This window comes from Pseudomonas sp. NY15463 (assembly GCF_048068415.1).
Taxonomy (GTDB): domain Bacteria; phylum Pseudomonadota; class Gammaproteobacteria; order Pseudomonadales; family Pseudomonadaceae; genus Aquipseudomonas; species Aquipseudomonas mosselii_C.
This window is the reverse complement of sequence record NZ_JBLUQD010000001.1, coordinates 39643-57995: the sequence shown is the minus strand read 5'-3', so window position 1 is coordinate 57995 and position 18353 is coordinate 39643. Positions and strand designations below refer to the sequence as shown.

The window sequence follows — 18353 nt, the reverse complement described above, 5'->3', positions numbered from 1 at the left end:
ATGGCAACTATATGGCTATTCAACTCAAACTTATGCTCAGGGTATAAACCCGCAATTGGTGGCCAGCTATTGAGCGTATCCGAAAACACTCTGCACCTGCATAACCCTTGGGTAACAGACTCCATATTTATGGGAAAGCTGTACTGTGCAGCAATTGTCACTTTGATGATTGGCCTCTATCCTATTTTGTTGTCCGAAGAAGCCTGGAATCCTTATACTCTCAATCCGATATTGATCATCGGCACAGCACTAGGACCTTTCATATTTCTCCCATTTCTCATTTATCGAATATTTCTCATCAAAGGCTTATCAAGCGTTTGCTTCAACCGCTCAACAAAAAAAATCTACTACCAACGTTTCAGAAGGGTATTCGTCTTCGAATGGCACAATACCGGAGGGGGGCTTTTCAAGCGCACAGAGTTTGGTGGCTCATCCTTCAGCACCTCCTATGCACTCGCATTCGCCCCCCGTCGAGAAGACGGCAGCCTCCATCAAAAAGATTGCCTCTGGACCGACAGCAACGAACCCACCGAACCCGGCATCAAACACGTCGCCGAAGTCTGGGAATACCTTCGCCACTTCATGAACCACGGCCCAGCCAAACTTCCTCCTCCCGGCGAACCCAACTGGTGGCACCGGCCGCTTCATGCCATTTGCCTGACCCCGGCAGAAGCCTGGCGCCATTACGCCCCCTGGCGAACCGGCGAGCCCGGAGAAATGCAGGGCAAAAAAAACTGGCAACTGCCGTTCTGGGCCGTGTTGTTCCCTTACAACCTCGGCCTCGCCCTCTGCTGGTATGGCGTATGTCGACTCTTCAATGTCCGGGCAGCACCGCCGCCGCCAGAGGCCTTCGAGCAAGCCCCTATTCAACCCAAAAAAGGAAAGCGCAAATGAAGCCCATCGTACTCGTAGGCCATCGTCATACTTGCCCTATCCATGGCGAAGGCACAGTAGAAACGGGCGCAAGCGCAGCATTCGTGGATGGCAGGGCAATAGCACGCGTCGGCGACCGGATCAGTTGTGACGCTGTCATCGAAGCCGGTGCTGGCGGCACGATCATCGAGGGCCAACCGGCGGCAAGGGAGGGAGACACCACCAGCCATGGCGGAACCTTGGTCGAGGGCGACTCGGGTTGGCTGATTGATTGACAGCAAAACCGGCAAACGACTTTGACACGAGAACGAAAAAAGACGCCGAAGCGTCTTTTTTCGAGGGCTCAAAGAATTTCGTAGAAATCTGTGAGCCAATATTTGGAGCGGGAAACGAGACTCGAACTCGCGACCCCGACCTTGGCAAGGTCGTGCTCTACCAACTGAGCTATTCCCGCGTCGTGATGGGCGCCATTTTAAAGCATTGCGCAATGGCGTCAACCCCTTGATTCAAAAACTTTTATTTCTGCTCCGAGCCTTCGCGCAGGTGCGGCCAGGCAGCCAGCAGGTAGTGCACCATTGACACCAGCGTCAGCCCCGCCGCCACCAGCAGCAGGCCATAGCCCAGCACCACCCAGAACGTCAGCACCGGCGGGTTGGCCAGCAGGATCACCAGCGCCAGCATCTGCGCCGCAGTCTTCCACTTGCCCAGGTTGGACACCGCCACGTGCGCACGCGCGCCGAGTTCGGCCATCCACTCGCGCAGCGCCGAAACCACGATCTCACGGCCAATGATCACCGCTGCGGGCAACGTGAGCCAGAAGTTGGCGTGCACTTGCACCAGCAACACCAAGGCCACGGCAACCATCAGCTTGTCCGCTACGGGATCGAGGAAGGCGCCGAACGGCGTGCTCTGCTGCAACCGACGGGCCAGGTAGCCGTCCAGCCAATCCGTGGCGGCGGCGATGGCGAACACCGTGCTGGCGGCCATGTAGCTCCAGTGATAGGGCACATAGAACAGCAGGATGAAGATCGGGATGAGCAGGACGCGTAGAACGGTGAGCAGGTTTGGAATATTCATCGGTACGACTGGCTGCGAGTTGAACAGGCATTCTACTCGCTATGCAGGCTCGCATAAATCGACTCGGCAAGCTTTTTACTGATGCCCGGCGCTTTGGCGATTTCGTCGATACTGGCGCGGTTGAGCTCTTGCAACCCGCCGAAGTGTTTCAGCAAGTCACGCCGACGCTTGGGCCCTATCCCAGCTACATCCTCCAGACTTGACGTACGACGGGCCTTGCCACGTCGAGCGCGGTGGCCGGTGATAGCAAAGCGGTGAGCCTCGTCGCGGATCTGCTGGATCAGGTGCAGCGCGGGGTTGTCGCCCTTGAGAGTGAATTCATGGGCAACATCGTTCAGGTACAGCGTCTCGAAACCGGCCTTGCGCGTTACGCCCTTGGCCACGCCCAGCAATGTAAGGTCCGCGAAACCCAGCGCCTGCATGACCTCACGGGCCATGTTCAACTGGCCCTTGCCGCCGTCCACCAACAGCACATCTGGCAGCTTGCCCTCACCGTCCTTGATGCGTCCGTAACGGCGCTGCAAGGCCTGGTGCATGGCAGCGTAGTCGTCGCCAGCGGTAACACCTTCGATGTTGAAGCGCCGGTAGTCGGACTTGAGCGGCCCTTCCGGACCGAACACCACGCAGGAGGCCACGGTGGCCTCGCCGCTTGAGTGGCTGATGTCGTAGCACTCCAGGCGCTGGGGTACTTCATCCAGCTCCAGTACCTGGGCCAGGGCCTCGAAACGCGCGGCCATGTGCTGGCGGTTGGCAAGGCGCGCGTTGAGCGCCTGCTCGGCGTTGGTCACGGCCAGTTGCTGCCAGCGCGCACGGGTGCCGCGTACCCTGTGGCTGATGGCAAGTTCGCAGCCGCGCAGGGCGTGCACCGCCTCGATGATGGCCTCGAAGTCTTCATGTACCACGTTGACGATCAGTTCGCCCGGCAGCTCGCGCTCGCCATTGCCGAGGTAATACTGGGACAGGAATGCCGCCATAACCTCGGCCACCTCTTCCTCGATACCCACCTGCGGAAAGAAGTTCTTGCTCCCCAGCACCCGACCGCCGCGTACGCTGATCAGGTGCACACAGGCGCCACCGGGGTTGACGAACGCTGCCACCACATCGACATCGCCCGAGCCGCCTTCCATGTACTGCTGGTCCTGCACCCGACGCAGCAGGGCGACCTGATCACGCAGCTCCGCGGCCTTCTCGAAATTCAAGGCCATGGCAGCTGTTTCCATCTCAGCGTTGAGTTCGTTGCCCAGCTGCTGGCTACGGCCTTCGAGGAACATCACCGAATGGCGCACATCCTCGGCATACTCGCCGGACTCCACCAAGCCCACGCACGGCGCCTTGCAGCGCTTGATCTGGTATTGCAGGCACGGGCGGGTGCGGTTGGCGTAGTAGCTGTCCTCGCACTGGCGTACCGAAAAGGCTTTTTGCAGCAGGCTCAAGCTTTCGCGAATGGCGCCCGCACTCGGGTAAGGGCCAAAGTAACGACCCTTGGCCTTCTTGGGGCCACGATGGATGCCAAGGCGTGGGTAGTCTCCGTCAGAAAGAAACACGTACGGGTAGGACTTATCGTCACGCAGCAGGATGTTGTAGGGCGGACGCCACTCCTTGATCAGCGTCTGCTCAAGCAGTAGCGCTTCGGTCTCGTTGGCGGTGATCGTGGTTTCGACCTGGGCAATGCGCCCCACCAGCGCAGCGGTCTTGGGCGCAAGGCCAGTCTTGCGAAAGTAGCTGGCCAGGCGCTTTTTGAGGTTCTTGGCCTTGCCCACGTAAAGCAGGCGAGCGTCGGCATCGAACATCCGGTACACGCCCGGGCGGCCGCTGCAGGTGGCCAGGAACGCGCTGGCATCGAAAGTGTGTGACATGGGGTTTTGCTTAAAGACTTGCGTCGACCATACCGTGGCGGACAGCCAGCAAGGTCAGTTCGACGTCGCTGGTGACCGAGAGTTTTTCGAAAATCCGATAACGGTAAGTATTGACGGTCTTGGGCGACAGACACAACTTGTCAGAGATGATCTGCACTTTCTGACAGCCGACGATCATCAGCGCGATCTGGATTTCCCGTTCCGACAAGGCATCGAATGGCGAGCCCTGCGGCTGGAACGGCTTGAGCGCCAACTGCTGGGCGATCTGCGGGCTGATGTAACGTTGCCCGGCGAAGGCCAGACGGATGGCCTGGACCATCTCGTCAAGCCCTGCGCCCTTGGTCAGGTAACCGGCAGCACCGGCTTGCAGCAAGCGCGTGGGGAACGGATCTTCCTCGCACACTGTCACTGCCACCACCTTGATATCCGGGTGGCTGCGCAACAATTTGCGGGTTGCTTCCAGACCACCAATCCCTGGCATCTTCACGTCCATCAAGACCACATCTGGCTTCAGCTCGCGGGCAAGCTTGAGGGCCGACTCGCCCGAGTCCGCCTCCCCCACTACCTGCAGGCCATCAATGTCGGCCAGCATGCGCGTGATGCCTGTACGCACCAGATCGTGATCGTCGACCACCAGGACCCTTATCAAGCAGACACCTCGTCAGTGGGGGCGATTGGATCCCGCCACCTTAACAAAAAATTTCACCGGCAACCTAGTGGCCAGCGCGGTTAATTCCGCCGCTCAAGCACCGGCCCTCATAGACCAGCCGGCGAAATCCGACGGGGGTAGACCTCACTGAAATGCCGCCGCACGCTCGAAGCGCCGAATACGCGGGGGTTGATCGGCATCCGCCTCGCCGGCCAGGCGGCTGAGCAAGTGCCAGACGGCAGCCTGATCGGCATCCGGCAACCGGCGGAATGCACCGAGCAGGTGATCCTCTTCGGCGCTCAGGCTGTCCAGTGGCGCGGGCGTGTGAAAACCGGTCAGCACGTACAAGGCATCGACACCGCGGGCCGCGACAGCCGCCAGGTAATCCATACGCGGCGTACGTTCGCCACTTTCGTACTTGCCTTGGGCATTGGGCTCGACACCACCGATGTCGCCGAACACGCGCTGGGTCAAGCCAAGGCGCTCACGCTCTTCCCGCAAACGTGGACCAAATCCGCTCATCTACTCGCCTCCTCTGCTTGGATGAATCCCGGGTGCATCCAGCACCCGAGTGAATGACTGATCAGTCGTCTGCACTATGCCAATTGGATCCAATCCTTGCAAGCTGTCATTGCGCCATGCTGCCGGCGCCGATCAAAGGACATTGCGCTGCATCCTTACGAAACACTCATCCTCGCCCTGTGCGACAAAACCATGTCGCAGGTACAACTGCCGCGCGGGGTTGGTGCGAAACACCATCAAACGCACGCCCGGCAAGCGGCGCTGGACTGCCCAAGCGGCGAGCGTCTCGAGCACCCAGCCGCCGACACCCCGCCCGCGGTGCTCCGGCAGCAGGTGCAACTCGCGAATGAACAGTGCCTGGCGGTCTTGGCTCAGGCTGCAAAAGCCCAGCTTGACGCCATCCTCGGCCACCAGCCACTGCTCACGCCAGCGCCAGGCCTCGTCGAACGCCTCCTCGATCCACAGCAAATCGAACGCATGGTAGTAGGGCAACATCGCGCGCCGCGTAAGGTCGCGGGCGAAGCGCAGGTCATCATCGCTGGCAGGGATAAGTTCAAGGGGCATGGCACACCGACAGGTATCGTGGCGATCATTCACTGCCTTCTAGACTAGAAGTCCTTTGACCGAGGTCACGCCGTGGAAACGAATTGTTTCTAGGATGGGAAACCTCCCCCATCGCGTCGACGCCTTCGGAGCCCGCATGACAACCCCCTCGATGGTCAGCCCGGATAGCCTGACCCCATTCGACGCTCTCCCACAGCTGTCACAACGCCCCAGCCGCGCCACCCTTGTTCTGTTCTTCAGCCTGCTGCTGGCCGGCCTGACCTACACCTTCTACAGCCTGCAACAAGACGTCAGCGCCAGCGGCACCCTGGTCACCACGGTAACGCCGTTTCTACTACTGGGCCTGGCACTGCTGATCGCCTTGGGCTTCGAGTTCGTCAACGGCTTCCACGACACTGCCAACGCGGTGGCCACGGTGATCTACACCCATTCGCTGCCGGCCTCGGTGGCGGTGGTGTGGTCGGGGCTGTGCAACTTTCTTGGCGTGCTGCTCTCCAGTGGCGCGGTGGCCTTCGGCATCATTGCCTTGCTGCCAGTGGAGCTGATCCTGCAGGCCGGCTCCAGTGCAGGCTTCGCCATGATCTTCTCGCTGCTGCTGGCGGCGATCATCTGGAACCTGGGGACCTGGTGGCTGGGTCTGCCGGCGTCGTCCTCGCACACCTTGATCGGCTCGATTATTGGCGTGGGCGTGGCCAACGCGCTGATGCATGGGCGCGACGGCACCAGCGGGGTCGACTGGGGCCAGGCCAGCAAGGTCGGCTACGCCCTGCTGTTCTCGCCGCTGATCGGTTTCGTTTGCGCGGCCCTGCTGTTGCTGGCGCTGCGCGCACTGGTAAAGCGCCGCGAGCTGTACCGGGCGCCCGAAGGCCAGACTCCGCCGCCGTGGTGGATTCGCGGCCTGCTCATCCTGACCTGTACCGGCGTGTCGTTCGCCCACGGTTCCAACGACGGACAAAAAGGCATGGGCCTGATCATGCTGATCCTGGTCGGCACCCTGCCGATGGCCTATGCCCTGAACAAGACCATGCCCAACGAGCAGGCGCTGCAATTCTCGGCAGTCGCCGAATTCACCCGCCAGGCCCTGGTGCGCAGCGCGCCGCAACCTGCGCCGGCCGACCCACGCCAGACCCTGACCGACTTCATCAGCGAACCCAAGGCCAGCCCGGCGTTGATACCGGCACTGGCGGCGCTGACCGGCATGGTCGGCGAGGAGGTCAAGGGCTATGGCTCGCTCAAGCGCGTGCCGGCCGAAGCCATGGCCAACGTGCGCAACGACATGTACCTGACCAGCGAAGTAATCCGCCTGCTCGACAAGCACCAGTTGGCAAGCTTCGACGCCGATACCGCCCGCCATGTGCAACTGTTCAAACGCCAGCTCGACGATGCCACCCGCTACATTCCGCTGTGGGTCAAGGTAGCGGTGGCCATTGCCTTGGGCCTGGGCACCATGGTCGGTTGGAAACGCATCGTGGTGACCGTCGGTGAGAAGATAGGCAAGACCCACCTGAGCTATGCCCAAGGCGCCTCGGCAGAGGTGGTGGCGATGTGCACGATTGGTGCGGCGGACATGTTCGGGCTGCCGGTATCGACCACCCACGTGCTCAGTTCGGGAGTGGCCGGGGCCATGGTCGCCAATGGCTCGGGGCTGCAACGCCGCACCCTGATCAATCTGCTGATGGCCTGGGTGCTGACGTTGCCTGCGGCGATGCTGCTGGCGGGGTGCCTGTACTGGCTGCTCAACCAGGTTTTCTGACCGGCACTAGTGGCCTGTTCAAGCGGGGATCTGCAAACCCCGCTGCACCGCCGGACGGGCCAGGAAGTTCGCCAATACCCGCTGCACTTCGACGAACTCATCGAAACCCACCAGATCCCCAGCGTCATAGCGCTCCACAAGGTTGCGCACCCAGGGGAAGATGGCGATATCGGCGATGCTGTAGTCATCGACCATCCATTGCCGGCCCTTCAGGTGGCGCTCCAACACGCCCAGCAAGCGCTTGGACTCGTTGACGTAGCGATCACGCGGGCGTTTGTCCTCGTAGGCCTTGCCGGCGAAGAAGTGGAAGAACCCGACCTGGCCGAACATCGGCCCGATGCCGCCCATCTGGAACATCAGCCACTGCAAGGTCTGGTAGCGCTGGGCCGGGTCGCTGCTGAGCAATTGGCCGGTCTTTTCCGCCAAGTACTGCAGGATCGCGCCCGATTCGAACAAGGGCAACGGCTGACCGCCCGGTCCGGCCGGGTCGAGAATCGCCGGGATCTTGTTGTTGATACTCAGCGAGATGAATTCGGGGCTGAGCTGGTCATTGCTGTCGAAGCTGACCTTGTGCGCCTCGTACGGCAGGCCGATCTCTTCGAGCATGATCGACACCTTGACTCCGTTGGGGGTCGGCAACGAATACAGTTGCAGGCGCTCTGGGTGCTGCGCCGGCCATTTGCCGGTAATCGGGAAAGCAGACAGATCAGTCATGTGCATGCCTTGGCAGTGGAAAGGGTTGCGGGATCAGGAGCAAGCGAGCTACGCACCATCACCCAGTCGCGGTGCCGTTCGTCACCGCAGGTAAAGACCGCCTCGCCGACCTTGGCAAAGCCGTTGCGCTGGTAAAAGCGAATGGCGCGGGCGTTCGCTTCATTGACGGTCAGTCGCACCGGCCCGTGGGCCTGGGCCAAGGTCGCCTCCAGCAACTGCTGCGCCGCACCCTGCCCATGGGCGCAGGGCAACACGTAGCAACGCGAGACCTCAACCAAACGGTCGGCGGCGGCGACCCCCAGCACACCAGGGGCCAGGTCGAGCATGCTGTAGCCAAGCACCTGGCCGCCCTGTTCGAGCACAAGCAAGCGCTTGTGCGGATGCCGCAGGTGCGCCTGGAAATGCTCGGGCTGCAAGTGATGAACAATGTAGTGATGCTGCGCCGCCGCCGCGCTGTCAGGTGGGCTGGCCATGGCAAAAGTGGCCTCACCGACCTGGCTGAGGGCTGCGCAGTCATCGAAGCGGGCCGGGCGGATCTGGTAAGGCATGGCAACGTCCTGTCGGGCATCCGGGGGTGTGCCCCGACAATGCCAGCCCCGTCCGATGCCTGCAAGGCTGCACTGCCTGCACGCAAAAAGCCCATGAGCAAGTCATGGGCTTTGGGTCTTGGGCCTGGGGCTCAGGCCGCTTGCACGACCGGCACCTTGCCACGCCGGGTCAATGCTACCAGCAGGATGAACAGGGTCACCCCCGCAGTCATCAGCGTCTCGTAGCGATAGGCATCGCTGAACAACATGTAGCCCAGGACCATGACGATGGTGCCAATCACCAGCCAGGTCAGCCATGGGAACAGCCACATCTTGAGTTCCGGCGTACGCCCTTCACGCTCGGCACGCGCCCGCATGCGCAACTGCGACACGGCGATCACCAGGTAGACCAGCAGGGCGATGGCGCCCGTAGTCGAGAGCAGGAAGCCGAATACCTTGCCAGGTAGAACGTAGTTGACCAGGCAACCGGCAAAACCTGCGAAAGTGGAGAGGATCACCGCCACGGTCGGCACGCCGGCACCGGAGATACGCTTGGTCATGCTCAGTGCCTGGCCACGTGCGCCCAGCGAATAGAGCATCCGCGAGGCCGTATAGAGCCCGGAGTTCATGCAGCTGGTCACGGCCACCAGCACCACGATGTCCACCAGCAACTTGGCGCCCGGCACGTTGAGCACCTCCAGCACTCGCTGGAACGAACCCACAGCCTTCAGTTGCGGGTCATTCCAAGCGACCAGCGAGACAACCAGGAAGATCGACGCCAAGTAGAAGATCGCGATGCGGTACACCACCAAGTTGGTGGCTCGGCGGATCTTCTCCTTGGGGTTGGCAGTTTCATCAGCGGCGATGGTGACGATCTCGGCACCGAAGAACGAGAAGATGGTGATCAACACGCCGCCCAGCACCGTGCCGAAACCGTTAGGCATGAACCCACCGCTCTCCCACAACCGGCTCACACCGGACACCTCGGCCAACGGCCAGAAGCCGAACACCGCCAGGCTGCAAACCACGATGAAAGCGATGATCGCGACCACCTTCACCAGCGCGAACCAATACTCGAAAGCACCGAAGTTCTTCACGCTCACCAGGTTGGTGCCCGACAGCACGACCATGATCAGGAAGGCGAACAGCCATGAAGGTACAGCAGGGAAGTAAGCATGCAGGATGTCGGCGCCAGCGATGGCCTCGACCGGGATGATCAACACCCAGAACCACCAGTACAGCCAACCGATGGTAAAGCCCGCCCAGGGGCCGATGGCCTCGCTGGCGTAGGTGGAGAACGAGCCGCTGTTGGGGTTGGCGATGGCCATTTCGCCGAGCATGCGCATCACCAGCAGCACCAGCAGGCCGGTCATGGCGTAGGAAATCAGAATCGCCGGGCCGGCGGTGGCGATGGCGTTGGAAGAGCCGATGAACAACCCTGCTCCGATGATGCCGGCGATGGAAATCATCGAGACCTGGCGGGAGGTCAGCCCGTGTTGCAGGGAACGCTGTTTCTTGTTGTGTGGCGATGCCATGGGGAACCCTCTAATGGGTCGGCCGTTTGCAGCAACGGCTGAAAAAGTTGAAGCAGAATGTTGTCAGTCAGAGTCGCTCTTTGTTGTTCTTGTAATACCCGGTTGCGCGGTTGCCCTCCTCTTCGCATGCCCGGTTGAAATCGTTGACGCAGGTCAGTATTAATCTATGAGGCCGGGTCGACAAAACGACCTTTTCGACACACATCATTCCAATAAAGAATGAACTCGTTCCTTTTTTTGCAGGGTTCACCGCCACCATGTCCAAACGCCTGATGCCCTCGACCACCGCCCTGCAATGCTTTGAAGCTGCCGCCCGCCACCTGAGCTTCACCCGTGCAGCGCAAGAGCTGCACCTGACCCAGAGCGCGGTGAGCAAACAGGTGGCGCAGCTCGAAGACATGCTCGCCCACCCGCTGTTCCAGCGCATTCGCAGGCGTTTGCACCTGACGCCGGCCGGCGCGCTGTACCTCACCGAAGTGAACAAGATCCTCACCCAGATCGACATTTCCAGCCGTTACATCCTCAGCTACGGCGACGAGACCGAAGTGCTGCGTATCGCCACCCAGCCGACCTTCGGCGCGCGCTGGCTGGTGCCCAAGCTAAAAGGCTTTGGCGAGCGTCATCCGCGCATCCACCTGGATATCCGTAACGAACTGGAGCCGTTCGACCTGGTGCAGGCCAAAGCCGACATCGCGTTCTTCTTCGGCCAGGGCACCTGGCCTGGGGCCACCTGCATCGAGCTGTTCAGCGAGGAAGTCGTCCCAGTGTGCGCCCCTGAACTGCTGGCCAATCGGCCCTTGCGCAGCGCGCAGATGCTCGGCGAGCACCGCCTACTGCAGTGCGCCTCGCGCCCGGAGGCCTGGCACGAGTGGTTCCTGGGGCTGGGGCTGCATAGCCAGAACAGCTACCACGGGCCACGCTTCGACACGTTCTACCTGTGTATCCGCGCTGCCATCGCCGGTTGCGGCATCGCCCTGATCCCGCGCTACCTGGTGGCCGAAGAGCTGAGCGAGGGCAAGCTAGTGGTGGCCTGGGACCATCCGGTGCCGAGCAATGGCCGGCACTTCATGGCCTATGCCGAACATGCCGCCGAAGTCCCCAAGGTCAGGGCCTTCGTACGCTGGATCAGCGAACGGGTGGCTGAGGAAGATTGAGCGGCGTCAGTACGAGCAGGGCTTGCCTGCGCCCTTACATCACGAATCCTGGGAATGATCGTAATCCAATAATTCGTTTGCGGAACATACCCACTGCACGCTTGGATATGAGCCATATTCGAACAACAGGCCGCGTGTAGATGAATCAGGAAAGTATCAGCCAATCCATTGCCATCGTTCACCCGATTACACTTTCCCACGGCCGCAATGCCGAAGTATGGGACACCGATGGCAAACGCTACATCGACTTCGTCGGCGGTATCGGTGTGCTCAATCTGGGCCACTGCAACCCCGCCGTGGTCGAGGCGATCCAGCAACAGGCCGGCCGCCTGACCCACTATGCCTTCAACGCCGCACCACATGGCCCGTACCTGGCACTGATGGAGCGACTGGCCGCGTTCGTGCCAGTCAACTACCCGCTGGCGGGCATGCTGACCAACAGCGGTGCGGAAGCGGCAGAAAATGCACTGAAGGTCGCACGTGGCGCCACCGGCAAACGCGCCATCATCGCCTTTGACGGCGGTTTCCACGGTCGTACCCTGGCCACCCTAAACCTCAATGGCAAGGTCGCGCCTTACAAGCAGCGCGTCGGTGAATTGCCAGGCCCGGTGTACCACTTGCCCTTCCCCAGCCCTGACACCGGCGTTACCTGCGAACAGGCTCTGAAGGCCATGGACCGGCTGTTCAGCGTCGAACTGGCGGTAGAGGACGTGGCAGCGTTCATCTTCGAGCCGGTGCAGGGCGAAGGCGGCTTCCTGGCCATGGACCCTGCGTTCGCCCAGGCGCTGCGGCGCTTTTGCGACCTGCACGGGATCCTGATCATCATCGACGAAATCCAGTCAGGTTTCGGCCGTACCGGCCAACGCTTCGGCTTCCCGCGCCTGGGCATCGAGCCGGACTTGCTGTTGTTGGCCAAGAGCATCGCCGGGGGCATGCCGCTGGGTGCGCTGATGGGCCGCCGAGAGCTGCTGGCGGCCCTGCCCAAAGGTGGCCTGGGCGGCACCTATTCGGGCAACCCGATCGCCTGTGCGGCGGCACTGGCCAGCCTTGCACAGATGACCGACACCCACCTCGCCACCTGGGGCGAGCGCCAGGAACAGGCGATAGTCGCACGCCATGCACGCTGGAAAGTCTCGGGGGCCTGCAAGTACCTGGGACGCCTGACCGGCACCGGCGCGATGCGCGGCATCGAGCTGGTCAATCCAGACGGCAGCCCGGCACCGGCGCAACTGGCCAAAGTGCTAGAGGCCGCGCGGACCCGCGGCTTGCTGCTGATGCCCAGCGGCAAGGCGCGGCACATCATTCGCCTGCTGGCCCCGCTGACCATCGAGGCCGAGGTGCTAGAGGAAGGCCTGGATATCCTCGAGCGCTGCCTGGCGGAACTGGACTGAGGGGCTTACAGCCCCAGCTCTGCCGGGGTGAGCATGTCGCATTCGAAGGCGATCCAGCCGCCTTCGAGTTCGGCATGACCGTTGACGATCGGGCCGTAGTAGGTCAAGCCATTGTCCAGGGTGACGCAGATGTGCGTGGCCGACTTCTCGGGCGCTGCGAGGGTGCCCACGAAATGCACCTTTTTCAGGGTTTCGGTCACCGCCTCCAGGCCAACACGCATGTTCGGGTTTTCCGAGGCCTCGGTGTCACCCCCACGATCTTCGCAGCTGACGGTCACGGTGGCGATGTAGGGGTACTTGTTACTCAAGCGGGTTTACCTCAAGGCATGGGGGCGAAAATTGCCGCTAGGGTACGGCAGAGCGTGGTCGTTGTCTCTAGTGTCCTGCTCGCGAAGCAGGCGCACTCCGGCAAAGGCTTCGAAGGCGCCGCGCGGCCAGACCAGCATGGCCTCCACCGCCTCGATCTGTTAGGGTGCCCGCCGATGCACGCCCCACCACGCGAGGACAACGAGTGAGCGCCGAACAACCCCTGATCGCCGACCTGTTCGAGGTCGACAAACGCCTGACCCTCAAGCCTGTCGTGGACTTCAACAGCTATCTGCGCAACGCCTTCGGCGAAGGCCCGTGCCGCTGCCATCGCTGTGTCGAGAACGCCGGCGACGAAAGCACCTACAGCTATCGCCACACCTTCGAACTCGAAGGCCGCACCCTCAACCGCCGCTTCGCCAACAGCGCCGGGAGCGACGTACTGCTGGTGCTGAAGAAAGCCTGGCTGTCGTACACCAAGCACGAGCTGATCACCGTCGGCAGCCTGGACATGACCACCCTCAAGGCCTTTACCGACGCAAGTCTGCACGAGCGCCTGCTGGCCCTGCTGCCCGCCAGCGGCCTGGCCCACGAGACCGACGGCCAGTGGCAATTGCAGGTCCTGGCCGACTGACGGCACGCTGTACGACGCAGCACCACGGCAGGTTTCTCCCGCTCTGCTACCTTGGGAGAACCTTCACCTGCAGGTGACTCGCCATGGCCCGCACCACCCCCATCGAGCTGTACCGCAATATCGGCATCGTCGCCCACGTAGATGCCGGCAAGACCACCACCACCGAGCGGATCCTGTTCTACACCGGGGTCAACCACAAGATGGGCGAAGTGCATGACGGCGCGGCGACCATGGACTGGATGGCCCAGGAGCAAGAGCGCGGCATCACCATCACCTCGGCGGCCACCACAGCGTTCTGGCAAGGTTCGACCAAGCAATTCGCCCACAAGTACCGCTTCAACATCATCGACACCCCAGGCCACGTCGACTTCACCATCGAGGTGGAGCGTTCGCTACGCGTGCTCGACGGCGCGGTAGTGGTGTTCAGTGGCGCCGATGGGGTCGAGCCGCAATCCGAAACGGTGTGGCGCCAGGCCAACAAGTACCACGTGCCACGCCTGGCCTACATCAACAAGATGGACCGCCAGGGCGCGGATTTCCTGCGTGTGGTCAAGCAGATCGACCAGCGCCTGGGCCACCACCCGGTACCTATCCAACTGGCCATCGGCAGCGAGGAACACTTCATCGGCCAGATCGACCTGGTCAAGATGAAGGCCATTTATTGGAACGACGCAGACCAAGGCACCAGTTACCGCGAAGAGGACATCCCTGCCGAGTTGCAGGCCCTGGCCGACGAGTGGCGCGCCCACATGATCGAAGCCGCTGCCGAGGCCAACGACGAACTCACCCTGAAGTTTCTCGACGGCGAAGAGCTGACCGTCGAAGAAATCAAGGCAGCCCTGCGCCAACGCACCATCGCCAACGAGATCGTGCCCACCATCCTCGGCTCGTCGTTCAAGAACAAAGGCGTACCGCTGATGCTCGACGCAGTGATCGACTACCTGCCCGCGCCCTCGGAAATCCCAGCGATCAAGGGCACCGACCCAGACCACGAAGACAAGCACCTGGAGCGCCACGCCGACGACCACGAGCCGTTCTCGGCGCTGGCCTTCAAGATCGCCACCGACCCGTTCGTCGGCACCCTCACCTTCGCCCGGGTGTATTCCGGCGTGCTCAGCTCGGGCAATGCCGTGCTCAACTCGGTCAAGGGCAAGAAAGAGCGCATCGGCCGTATGGTGCAGATGCACGCCAACCAGCGCGCCGAGATCAAGGACGTATGTGCCGGCGACATCGCCGCGCTGATTGGCATGAAGGACGTCACCACCGGCGATACCCTGTGCGACATCGATAAGCCGATCATCCTCGAACGCATGGACTTCCCCGACCCGGTGATCTCGGTGGCAGTCGAGCCCAAGACAAAGGCCGACCAGGAAAAGATGGGCATTGCCCTGGGCAAGCTGGCCCAGGAAGACCCGTCGTTTCGCGTGCGCACCGACGAGGAAACCGGCCAGACCATCATCTCCGGCATGGGCGAGCTGCACCTGGACATCATCGTCGACCGCATGCGCCGCGAGTTCAACGTCGAGGCCAATATCGGCAAGCCACAGGTGGCCTACCGCGAGAAGATCCGCAATACCTGCGAAATCGAAGGGCGTTTCGTGCGCCAGTCCGGTGGGCGCGGCCAGTACGGCCACTGCTGGATCCGCTTCGCACCGGGCGACGACGGCAAGGAGGGCCTGGAGTTCGTCAACGAGATCGTCGGCGGCGTAGTGCCGCGCGAGTACATCCCGGCGATCCAGAAAGGCATCGAGGAGCAGATGAAGAACGGCGTGCTGGCCGGCTATCCGCTGATCAACCTGAAAGCTGCGGTGTACGACGGCTCATACCACGACGTCGACTCCAACGAAATGGCCTACAAGATCGCCGCCTCCATGGCCACCAAGCAACTCTCGCAAAAAGGCGGCGCGGTGCTGCTGGAGCCGGTGATGAAGGTCGAGGTAGTCACCCCGGAGGAGTATCAGGGCGATATCCTCGGCGACCTGAGTCGACGCCGCGGCATGATCCAGGATGGCGACGAGACCCCGGCCGGCAAGGTAATCCGCGCCGAGGTGCCGCTGGGTGAAATGTTCGGCTACGCCACCTCGATGCGTTCGATGACCCAAGGCCGAGCCAGCTTCTCGATGGAGTTCACCCGGTACGCCGAGGCACCGGCAAGTATTGCCGATGGCATTGTGAAGAAGAATCGCGGGGAATAGCCTTTCTACTGTACCGGCCCTTTCGCGGCTAAAGCTCCCACGGGTTATGCGATCGCTGTGGGAGCGGGTTTACCCGCGAAAGGGCCAGCACTGGCAGCACACCTCTTCAGTGCTGCTCGCCAGCGCGCTTCAACAGCTTCTTGCAGCGCTCCGACAGGTGCACCACGCGTAGGTGCTTGCCGGCCCTGGCATAGCGCTCGCGCAGGGTCTTGAGCGCCGCAACCGCCGAATAATCGACAAAGCTCAGGTGCTGGCAATCCAGCGTCACTTTGTCCGGGTCGCGTGCCGGGTCGAATTGATTGAGAAACGGCGTGGTCGAGGCGAAGAACAACGTGCCATGCACCTGGTAATGCTTGCTGCCCTCGGCATCGAGATGAGCATCGGCATACAGCTCGCGGGCGTGCTGCCAGGCGAAGTTGACCGCAGCGATGACGATGCCAAACAGCACCGCCGTAGCCAAGTCGGTGAACACTGTGACCACGGTCACCGCGATGATCGCCAGCACATCGCTGACTGGCACCTTGTTCAACACCCTTAACGAAGCCCAGGCGAAGGTCTGCTGGGCGACCACGAACATCACCCCGACCAACGCCGCCAACGGAATGCGTTCGATCAACGGTGAGAGGAACAGCACGAACAGCAGGATCATCACCCCCGCCACCACCCCAGACAGCCGGCCACGGCCATTCGAACTGAGGTTGATCACGGTCTGTCCGATCATCGCGCAGCCGCCCATGCCACCGCACAATCCCGACACCATGTTGGCCGCCCCCAACGCCACGCACTCACGATCCGGGAATCCGCGACTTTCGGTGATCTCGTCGGTGAGGTTGAGGGTCAGCAGGGTTTCCAGCAAACCAACCATGGCCATCAGCAGCGCATAGGGGGCGATGATCTTCAGGGTTTCGAGGCTCCAAGGCACCTCGGGCAACGCCAGGCCAGGCAAGCCACCGGCGATATGCGCCATATCACCCAGGGTGCGAGTCGGCAGGCCCAGCAGGTACACCAACAGACCGACACCGAGGATCGCCACCAGGGCCGGGGGCACGGCGCGGGTCAGTTTCGGCAGGCCATAGACCACCAGCATGGTCAGCGCCACTAACCCGATCATCAGGTACAGCGGCGTACCACTGAGCCAGTGCTCGCCTGTCTTGAAATGCTCCAACTGCGCCAAGGCGATGACGATCGCCAAGCCGTTGACGAAGCCGAGCATCACGGGGTACGGCACTAACCGCACCAGCTTGCCCAGGCGCAGCACGCCAAACAGAATCATCACCACCCCGCCCAGCAAAACCGTGGCCAGCAGGTACTGCGCCCCGTGCTGCACCACCAGAGCGACGATCACCACGGCCATCGAGCCGGCGGCGCCGGAGATCATGCCTGGCCGGCCACCGAACAGTGCGGTCAGGGTGCAGATGATGAAGGCGCCATACAGGCCCATCAGCGGATTGAGATGCGCCACCAGGGCGAACGCGATGCACTCGGGCACCAAGGCAAAAGAGGTGGTCAGGCCGGCGAGTAGATCGGCGCGTAAACGAGCGGGTTTCATGAAGGTCCTATACCGGTTGCACAGACAGGCCCGCTCCCACAGGAACCGGGCAGTCTTCGCAGGTGTGGCTGAAATCGAGGGCGCGATGTTACGGAATTTGTCTGACAGCAGCCATCACGCTGTTATCCCTACCCGGCAAGATGCTCGTAAATTTGCCATCATGCGTATTCCACTCGCGGAGATCATGGACATGCCGCTACGCCCCCTCCTCACCTCGCTGCTGCTGGCCGCCAGCCTGACCGCCCAGGCCGCCACCGAGGTCATCCCCCTGCAACACCGTGCCAGCAGCGAACTGCTACCCACCGCCCAATCGTTCATCGGCCAGGACGGCAGCGTCAGCGCCTTCGAGAACAAGCTGATCGTCAACGCTGCGCAACCGCGCATCGACGATCTGCGCGCCCTGTTGCAGCAGCTCGACACGGCCCCCAAACGGCTACTGATCAGCGTCGATAACAACGACAGCAACTTCCAGGACAACCGCGGTAACGCACGAGTGATCCACTACGGCACCTCCAACCGCGAAGGAGGCCTGCAACAAGTGCAGGCCAGCGAAGGGCAGCCGGCGTTGATCCAGGTAGGGCAGAGTATTCCCATCACCAGCACCTCAACCGATGCTTACGGGCGCCTTCAGAGCAACACCGAATACCGTAACGTCACCCAAGGCTTCTACGTAACGCCGCGCCTGAGCGGTGATACGGTTCGGCTGCAAATAAGCACCAATCATGATCGAATGAGCCAGCAACGTCAGGATGTAGTGAACGTGCAAAGCACCGACACGACCATCACCGGCCGCCTCGGCGAGTGGATCACACTGGCCGGCTTCAATCAACAGAGCCAAGCCGAACGTAGCGCGTCAAGCCTGAGTTACAGCACACAACGGGGTGAAAACATGACATTGCGTGTCAAAGTCGACCTTCTCGACTGAAACCAGACAAATCAAGGCCTCGACCAAAGGCCTTTAAACTGACCAGTGAGTCGTATTAGACCAAAGATGTAGTAAGCACAAAAAGTCACTACAAAACATTTGACAGGGCCTTTTTTGCAAAGGCATAGT

At 61.7% G+C, this 18353-nt stretch carries 18 protein-coding genes and 1 tRNA gene; 8 read left to right on the top strand and 11 right to left on the bottom strand.

Annotated elements, in window-relative coordinates; translation table 11 throughout:
• On the top strand, window positions 1–894 hold the full coding sequence (locus ACNFIC_RS00295) for a DUF6708 domain-containing protein (protein ID WP_416779210.1): 894 nt from the start codon (window positions 1–3) through the stop codon (window positions 892–894).
• A complete protein-coding gene (locus ACNFIC_RS00290) occupies window positions 891–1148 on the top strand; it encodes a PAAR domain-containing protein (protein ID WP_416779208.1) in 258 nt (85 codons plus the stop codon). Before ACNFIC_RS00295 ends, ACNFIC_RS00290 begins: the two co-directional genes overlap by 4 nt.
• Window positions 1149–1251: 103 nt before the next feature.
• Here ACNFIC_RS00290 and ACNFIC_RS00285 read toward each other — a convergent pair.
• From ACNFIC_RS00285 to ACNFIC_RS00260, 6 genes are all read right to left on the bottom strand, one after another.
• Window positions 1252–1327, bottom strand: a tRNA-Gly gene (locus ACNFIC_RS00285).
• 62 nt (window positions 1328–1389) lie between these two features.
• Window positions 1390–1950: a CDP-diacylglycerol--glycerol-3-phosphate 3-phosphatidyltransferase gene (pgsA, locus tag ACNFIC_RS00280; protein WP_011534581.1), complete on the bottom strand. Its 561-nt coding sequence runs from the start codon at window positions 1948–1950 to the stop codon at window positions 1390–1392.
• Between the two features lie 32 nt (window positions 1951–1982).
• Window positions 1983–3806, bottom strand: coding sequence for an excinuclease ABC subunit UvrC (gene uvrC / locus ACNFIC_RS00275; protein ID WP_416779206.1), 1824 nt, complete (start codon window positions 3804–3806; stop codon window positions 1983–1985).
• 10 nt (window positions 3807–3816) lie between these two features.
• Window positions 3817–4455, bottom strand: a complete 639-nt coding sequence (gene uvrY / locus ACNFIC_RS00270) for a UvrY/SirA/GacA family response regulator transcription factor (protein WP_138221546.1) — start codon at window positions 4453–4455, stop codon at window positions 3817–3819.
• 144 nt (window positions 4456–4599) lie between these two features.
• Window positions 4600–4977: a helix-turn-helix domain-containing protein gene (locus ACNFIC_RS00265; RefSeq protein ID WP_138221547.1), complete on the bottom strand. Its 378-nt coding sequence runs from the start codon at window positions 4975–4977 to the stop codon at window positions 4600–4602.
• A 132-nt stretch (window positions 4978–5109) separates the two neighbouring features.
• Window positions 5110–5541, bottom strand: coding sequence for a GNAT family N-acetyltransferase (locus ACNFIC_RS00260; protein WP_138221548.1), 432 nt, complete (start codon window positions 5539–5541; stop codon window positions 5110–5112).
• 136 nt (window positions 5542–5677) lie between these two features.
• Between ACNFIC_RS00260 and ACNFIC_RS00255 the strand changes: the two genes are divergently transcribed.
• Window positions 5678–7294: an inorganic phosphate transporter gene (locus tag ACNFIC_RS00255; protein ID WP_416779204.1), complete on the top strand. Its 1617-nt coding sequence runs from the start codon at window positions 5678–5680 to the stop codon at window positions 7292–7294.
• A gap of 18 nt (window positions 7295–7312) precedes the next feature.
• Here ACNFIC_RS00255 and ACNFIC_RS00250 read toward each other — a convergent pair whose 3' ends face one another.
• From ACNFIC_RS00250 to ACNFIC_RS00240, 3 genes are all read right to left on the bottom strand, one after another.
• Complete coding sequence (locus tag ACNFIC_RS00250; protein WP_138221550.1) at window positions 7313–8008, bottom strand: glutathione S-transferase N-terminal domain-containing protein; 696 nt, start codon at window positions 8006–8008, stop codon at window positions 7313–7315.
• Window positions 8005–8556 carry a GNAT family N-acetyltransferase gene (locus ACNFIC_RS00245; RefSeq protein WP_416779202.1) on the bottom strand — a complete coding sequence of 184 codons (552 nt, stop codon included), beginning with the start codon at window positions 8554–8556 and terminating at the stop codon, window positions 8005–8007. The genes ACNFIC_RS00250 and ACNFIC_RS00245 overlap by 4 nt, the downstream gene beginning before the upstream one ends.
• Before the next feature lie 131 nt (window positions 8557–8687).
• Entirely contained in the window at window positions 8688–10070 is a 1383-nt protein-coding gene (locus tag ACNFIC_RS00240; protein ID WP_138221552.1) for an amino acid permease, read from the bottom strand.
• 257 nt (window positions 10071–10327) lie between these two features.
• Here ACNFIC_RS00240 and gcvA point away from each other — a divergent pair, with 257 nt between their 5' ends.
• Both gcvA and ACNFIC_RS00230 read left to right on the top strand, forming a co-directional pair.
• Window positions 10328–11224, top strand: a complete 897-nt coding sequence (gene gcvA / locus ACNFIC_RS00235; RefSeq protein ID WP_138221553.1) for a transcriptional regulator GcvA — start codon at window positions 10328–10330, stop codon at window positions 11222–11224.
• A gap of 140 nt (window positions 11225–11364) precedes the next feature.
• Window positions 11365–12615 (top strand): aspartate aminotransferase family protein, encoded by a 1251-nt coding sequence (locus tag ACNFIC_RS00230; protein ID WP_416779199.1) that lies wholly within the window; start codon window positions 11365–11367, stop codon window positions 12613–12615.
• A gap of 5 nt (window positions 12616–12620) precedes the next feature.
• Here ACNFIC_RS00230 and ACNFIC_RS00225 read toward each other — a convergent pair whose 3' ends face one another.
• Window positions 12621–12923 (bottom strand): hypothetical protein, encoded by a 303-nt coding sequence (locus tag ACNFIC_RS00225; RefSeq protein WP_138221555.1) that lies wholly within the window; start codon window positions 12921–12923, stop codon window positions 12621–12623.
• A 203-nt stretch (window positions 12924–13126) separates the two neighbouring features.
• On the opposite strand from ACNFIC_RS00225, the gene ACNFIC_RS00220 reads away from it, so the two are divergent.
• Both ACNFIC_RS00220 and fusA read left to right on the top strand, forming a co-directional pair.
• Window positions 13127–13555, top strand: coding sequence for a hypothetical protein (locus ACNFIC_RS00220; RefSeq protein ID WP_138221556.1), 429 nt, complete (start codon window positions 13127–13129; stop codon window positions 13553–13555).
• Window positions 13556–13638: 83 nt separating this feature from the next.
• Window positions 13639–15750 carry an elongation factor G gene (gene fusA / locus ACNFIC_RS00215; RefSeq protein WP_138221557.1) on the top strand — a complete coding sequence of 704 codons (2112 nt, stop codon included), beginning with the start codon at window positions 13639–13641 and terminating at the stop codon, window positions 15748–15750.
• Between the two features lie 106 nt (window positions 15751–15856).
• Here fusA and ACNFIC_RS00210 read toward each other — a convergent pair whose 3' ends face one another.
• On the bottom strand, window positions 15857–17299 hold the full coding sequence (locus ACNFIC_RS00210) for a SulP family inorganic anion transporter (protein ID WP_138221558.1): 1443 nt from the start codon (window positions 17297–17299) through the stop codon (window positions 15857–15859).
• Window positions 17300–17489: 190 nt separating this feature from the next.
• Here ACNFIC_RS00210 and ACNFIC_RS00205 point away from each other — a divergent pair, with 190 nt between their 5' ends.
• Window positions 17490–18224, top strand: coding sequence for a secretin N-terminal domain-containing protein (locus ACNFIC_RS00205; RefSeq protein WP_138221559.1), 735 nt, complete (start codon window positions 17490–17492; stop codon window positions 18222–18224).
• The last annotated feature ends 129 nt before the right edge of the window (window positions 18225–18353 follow it).

Excerpts from the sequence above, each read along its gene's own strand:
- ACNFIC_RS00295 (WP_416779210.1), top strand. The coding sequence starts at position 1 with ATGGCAACTATATGGCTATTCAACTCAAACTTATGCTCAGGGTATAAA.
- ACNFIC_RS00290 (WP_416779208.1), top strand. The coding sequence starts at position 891 with ATGAAGCCCATCGTACTCGTAGGCCATCGTCATACTTGCCCTATCCAT.
- pgsA (WP_011534581.1), bottom strand. The coding sequence starts at position 1,950 with ATGAATATTCCAAACCTGCTCACCGTTCTACGCGTCCTGCTCATCCCG.
- uvrC (WP_416779206.1), bottom strand. The coding sequence starts at position 3,806 with ATGTCACACACTTTCGATGCCAGCGCGTTCCTGGCCACCTGCAGCGGC.
- ACNFIC_RS00265 (WP_138221547.1), bottom strand. The coding sequence starts at position 4,977 with ATGAGCGGATTTGGTCCACGTTTGCGGGAAGAGCGTGAGCGCCTTGGC.
- ACNFIC_RS00260 (WP_138221548.1), bottom strand. The coding sequence starts at position 5,541 with ATGCCCCTTGAACTTATCCCTGCCAGCGATGATGACCTGCGCTTCGCC.
- ACNFIC_RS00255 (WP_416779204.1), top strand. The coding sequence starts at position 5,678 with ATGACAACCCCCTCGATGGTCAGCCCGGATAGCCTGACCCCATTCGAC.
- ACNFIC_RS00250 (WP_138221550.1), bottom strand. The coding sequence starts at position 8,008 with ATGACTGATCTGTCTGCTTTCCCGATTACCGGCAAATGGCCGGCGCAG.
- ACNFIC_RS00245 (WP_416779202.1), bottom strand. The coding sequence starts at position 8,556 with ATGCCTTACCAGATCCGCCCGGCCCGCTTCGATGACTGCGCAGCCCTC.
- ACNFIC_RS00240 (WP_138221552.1), bottom strand. The coding sequence starts at position 10,070 with ATGGCATCGCCACACAACAAGAAACAGCGTTCCCTGCAACACGGGCTG.
- gcvA (WP_138221553.1), top strand. The coding sequence starts at position 10,328 with ATGTCCAAACGCCTGATGCCCTCGACCACCGCCCTGCAATGCTTTGAA.
- ACNFIC_RS00230 (WP_416779199.1), top strand. The coding sequence starts at position 11,365 with ATGAATCAGGAAAGTATCAGCCAATCCATTGCCATCGTTCACCCGATT.
- fusA (WP_138221557.1), top strand. The coding sequence starts at position 13,639 with ATGGCCCGCACCACCCCCATCGAGCTGTACCGCAATATCGGCATCGTC.
- ACNFIC_RS00210 (WP_138221558.1), bottom strand. The coding sequence starts at position 17,299 with ATGAAACCCGCTCGTTTACGCGCCGATCTACTCGCCGGCCTGACCACC.
- ACNFIC_RS00205 (WP_138221559.1), top strand. The coding sequence starts at position 17,490 with ATGCCGCTACGCCCCCTCCTCACCTCGCTGCTGCTGGCCGCCAGCCTG.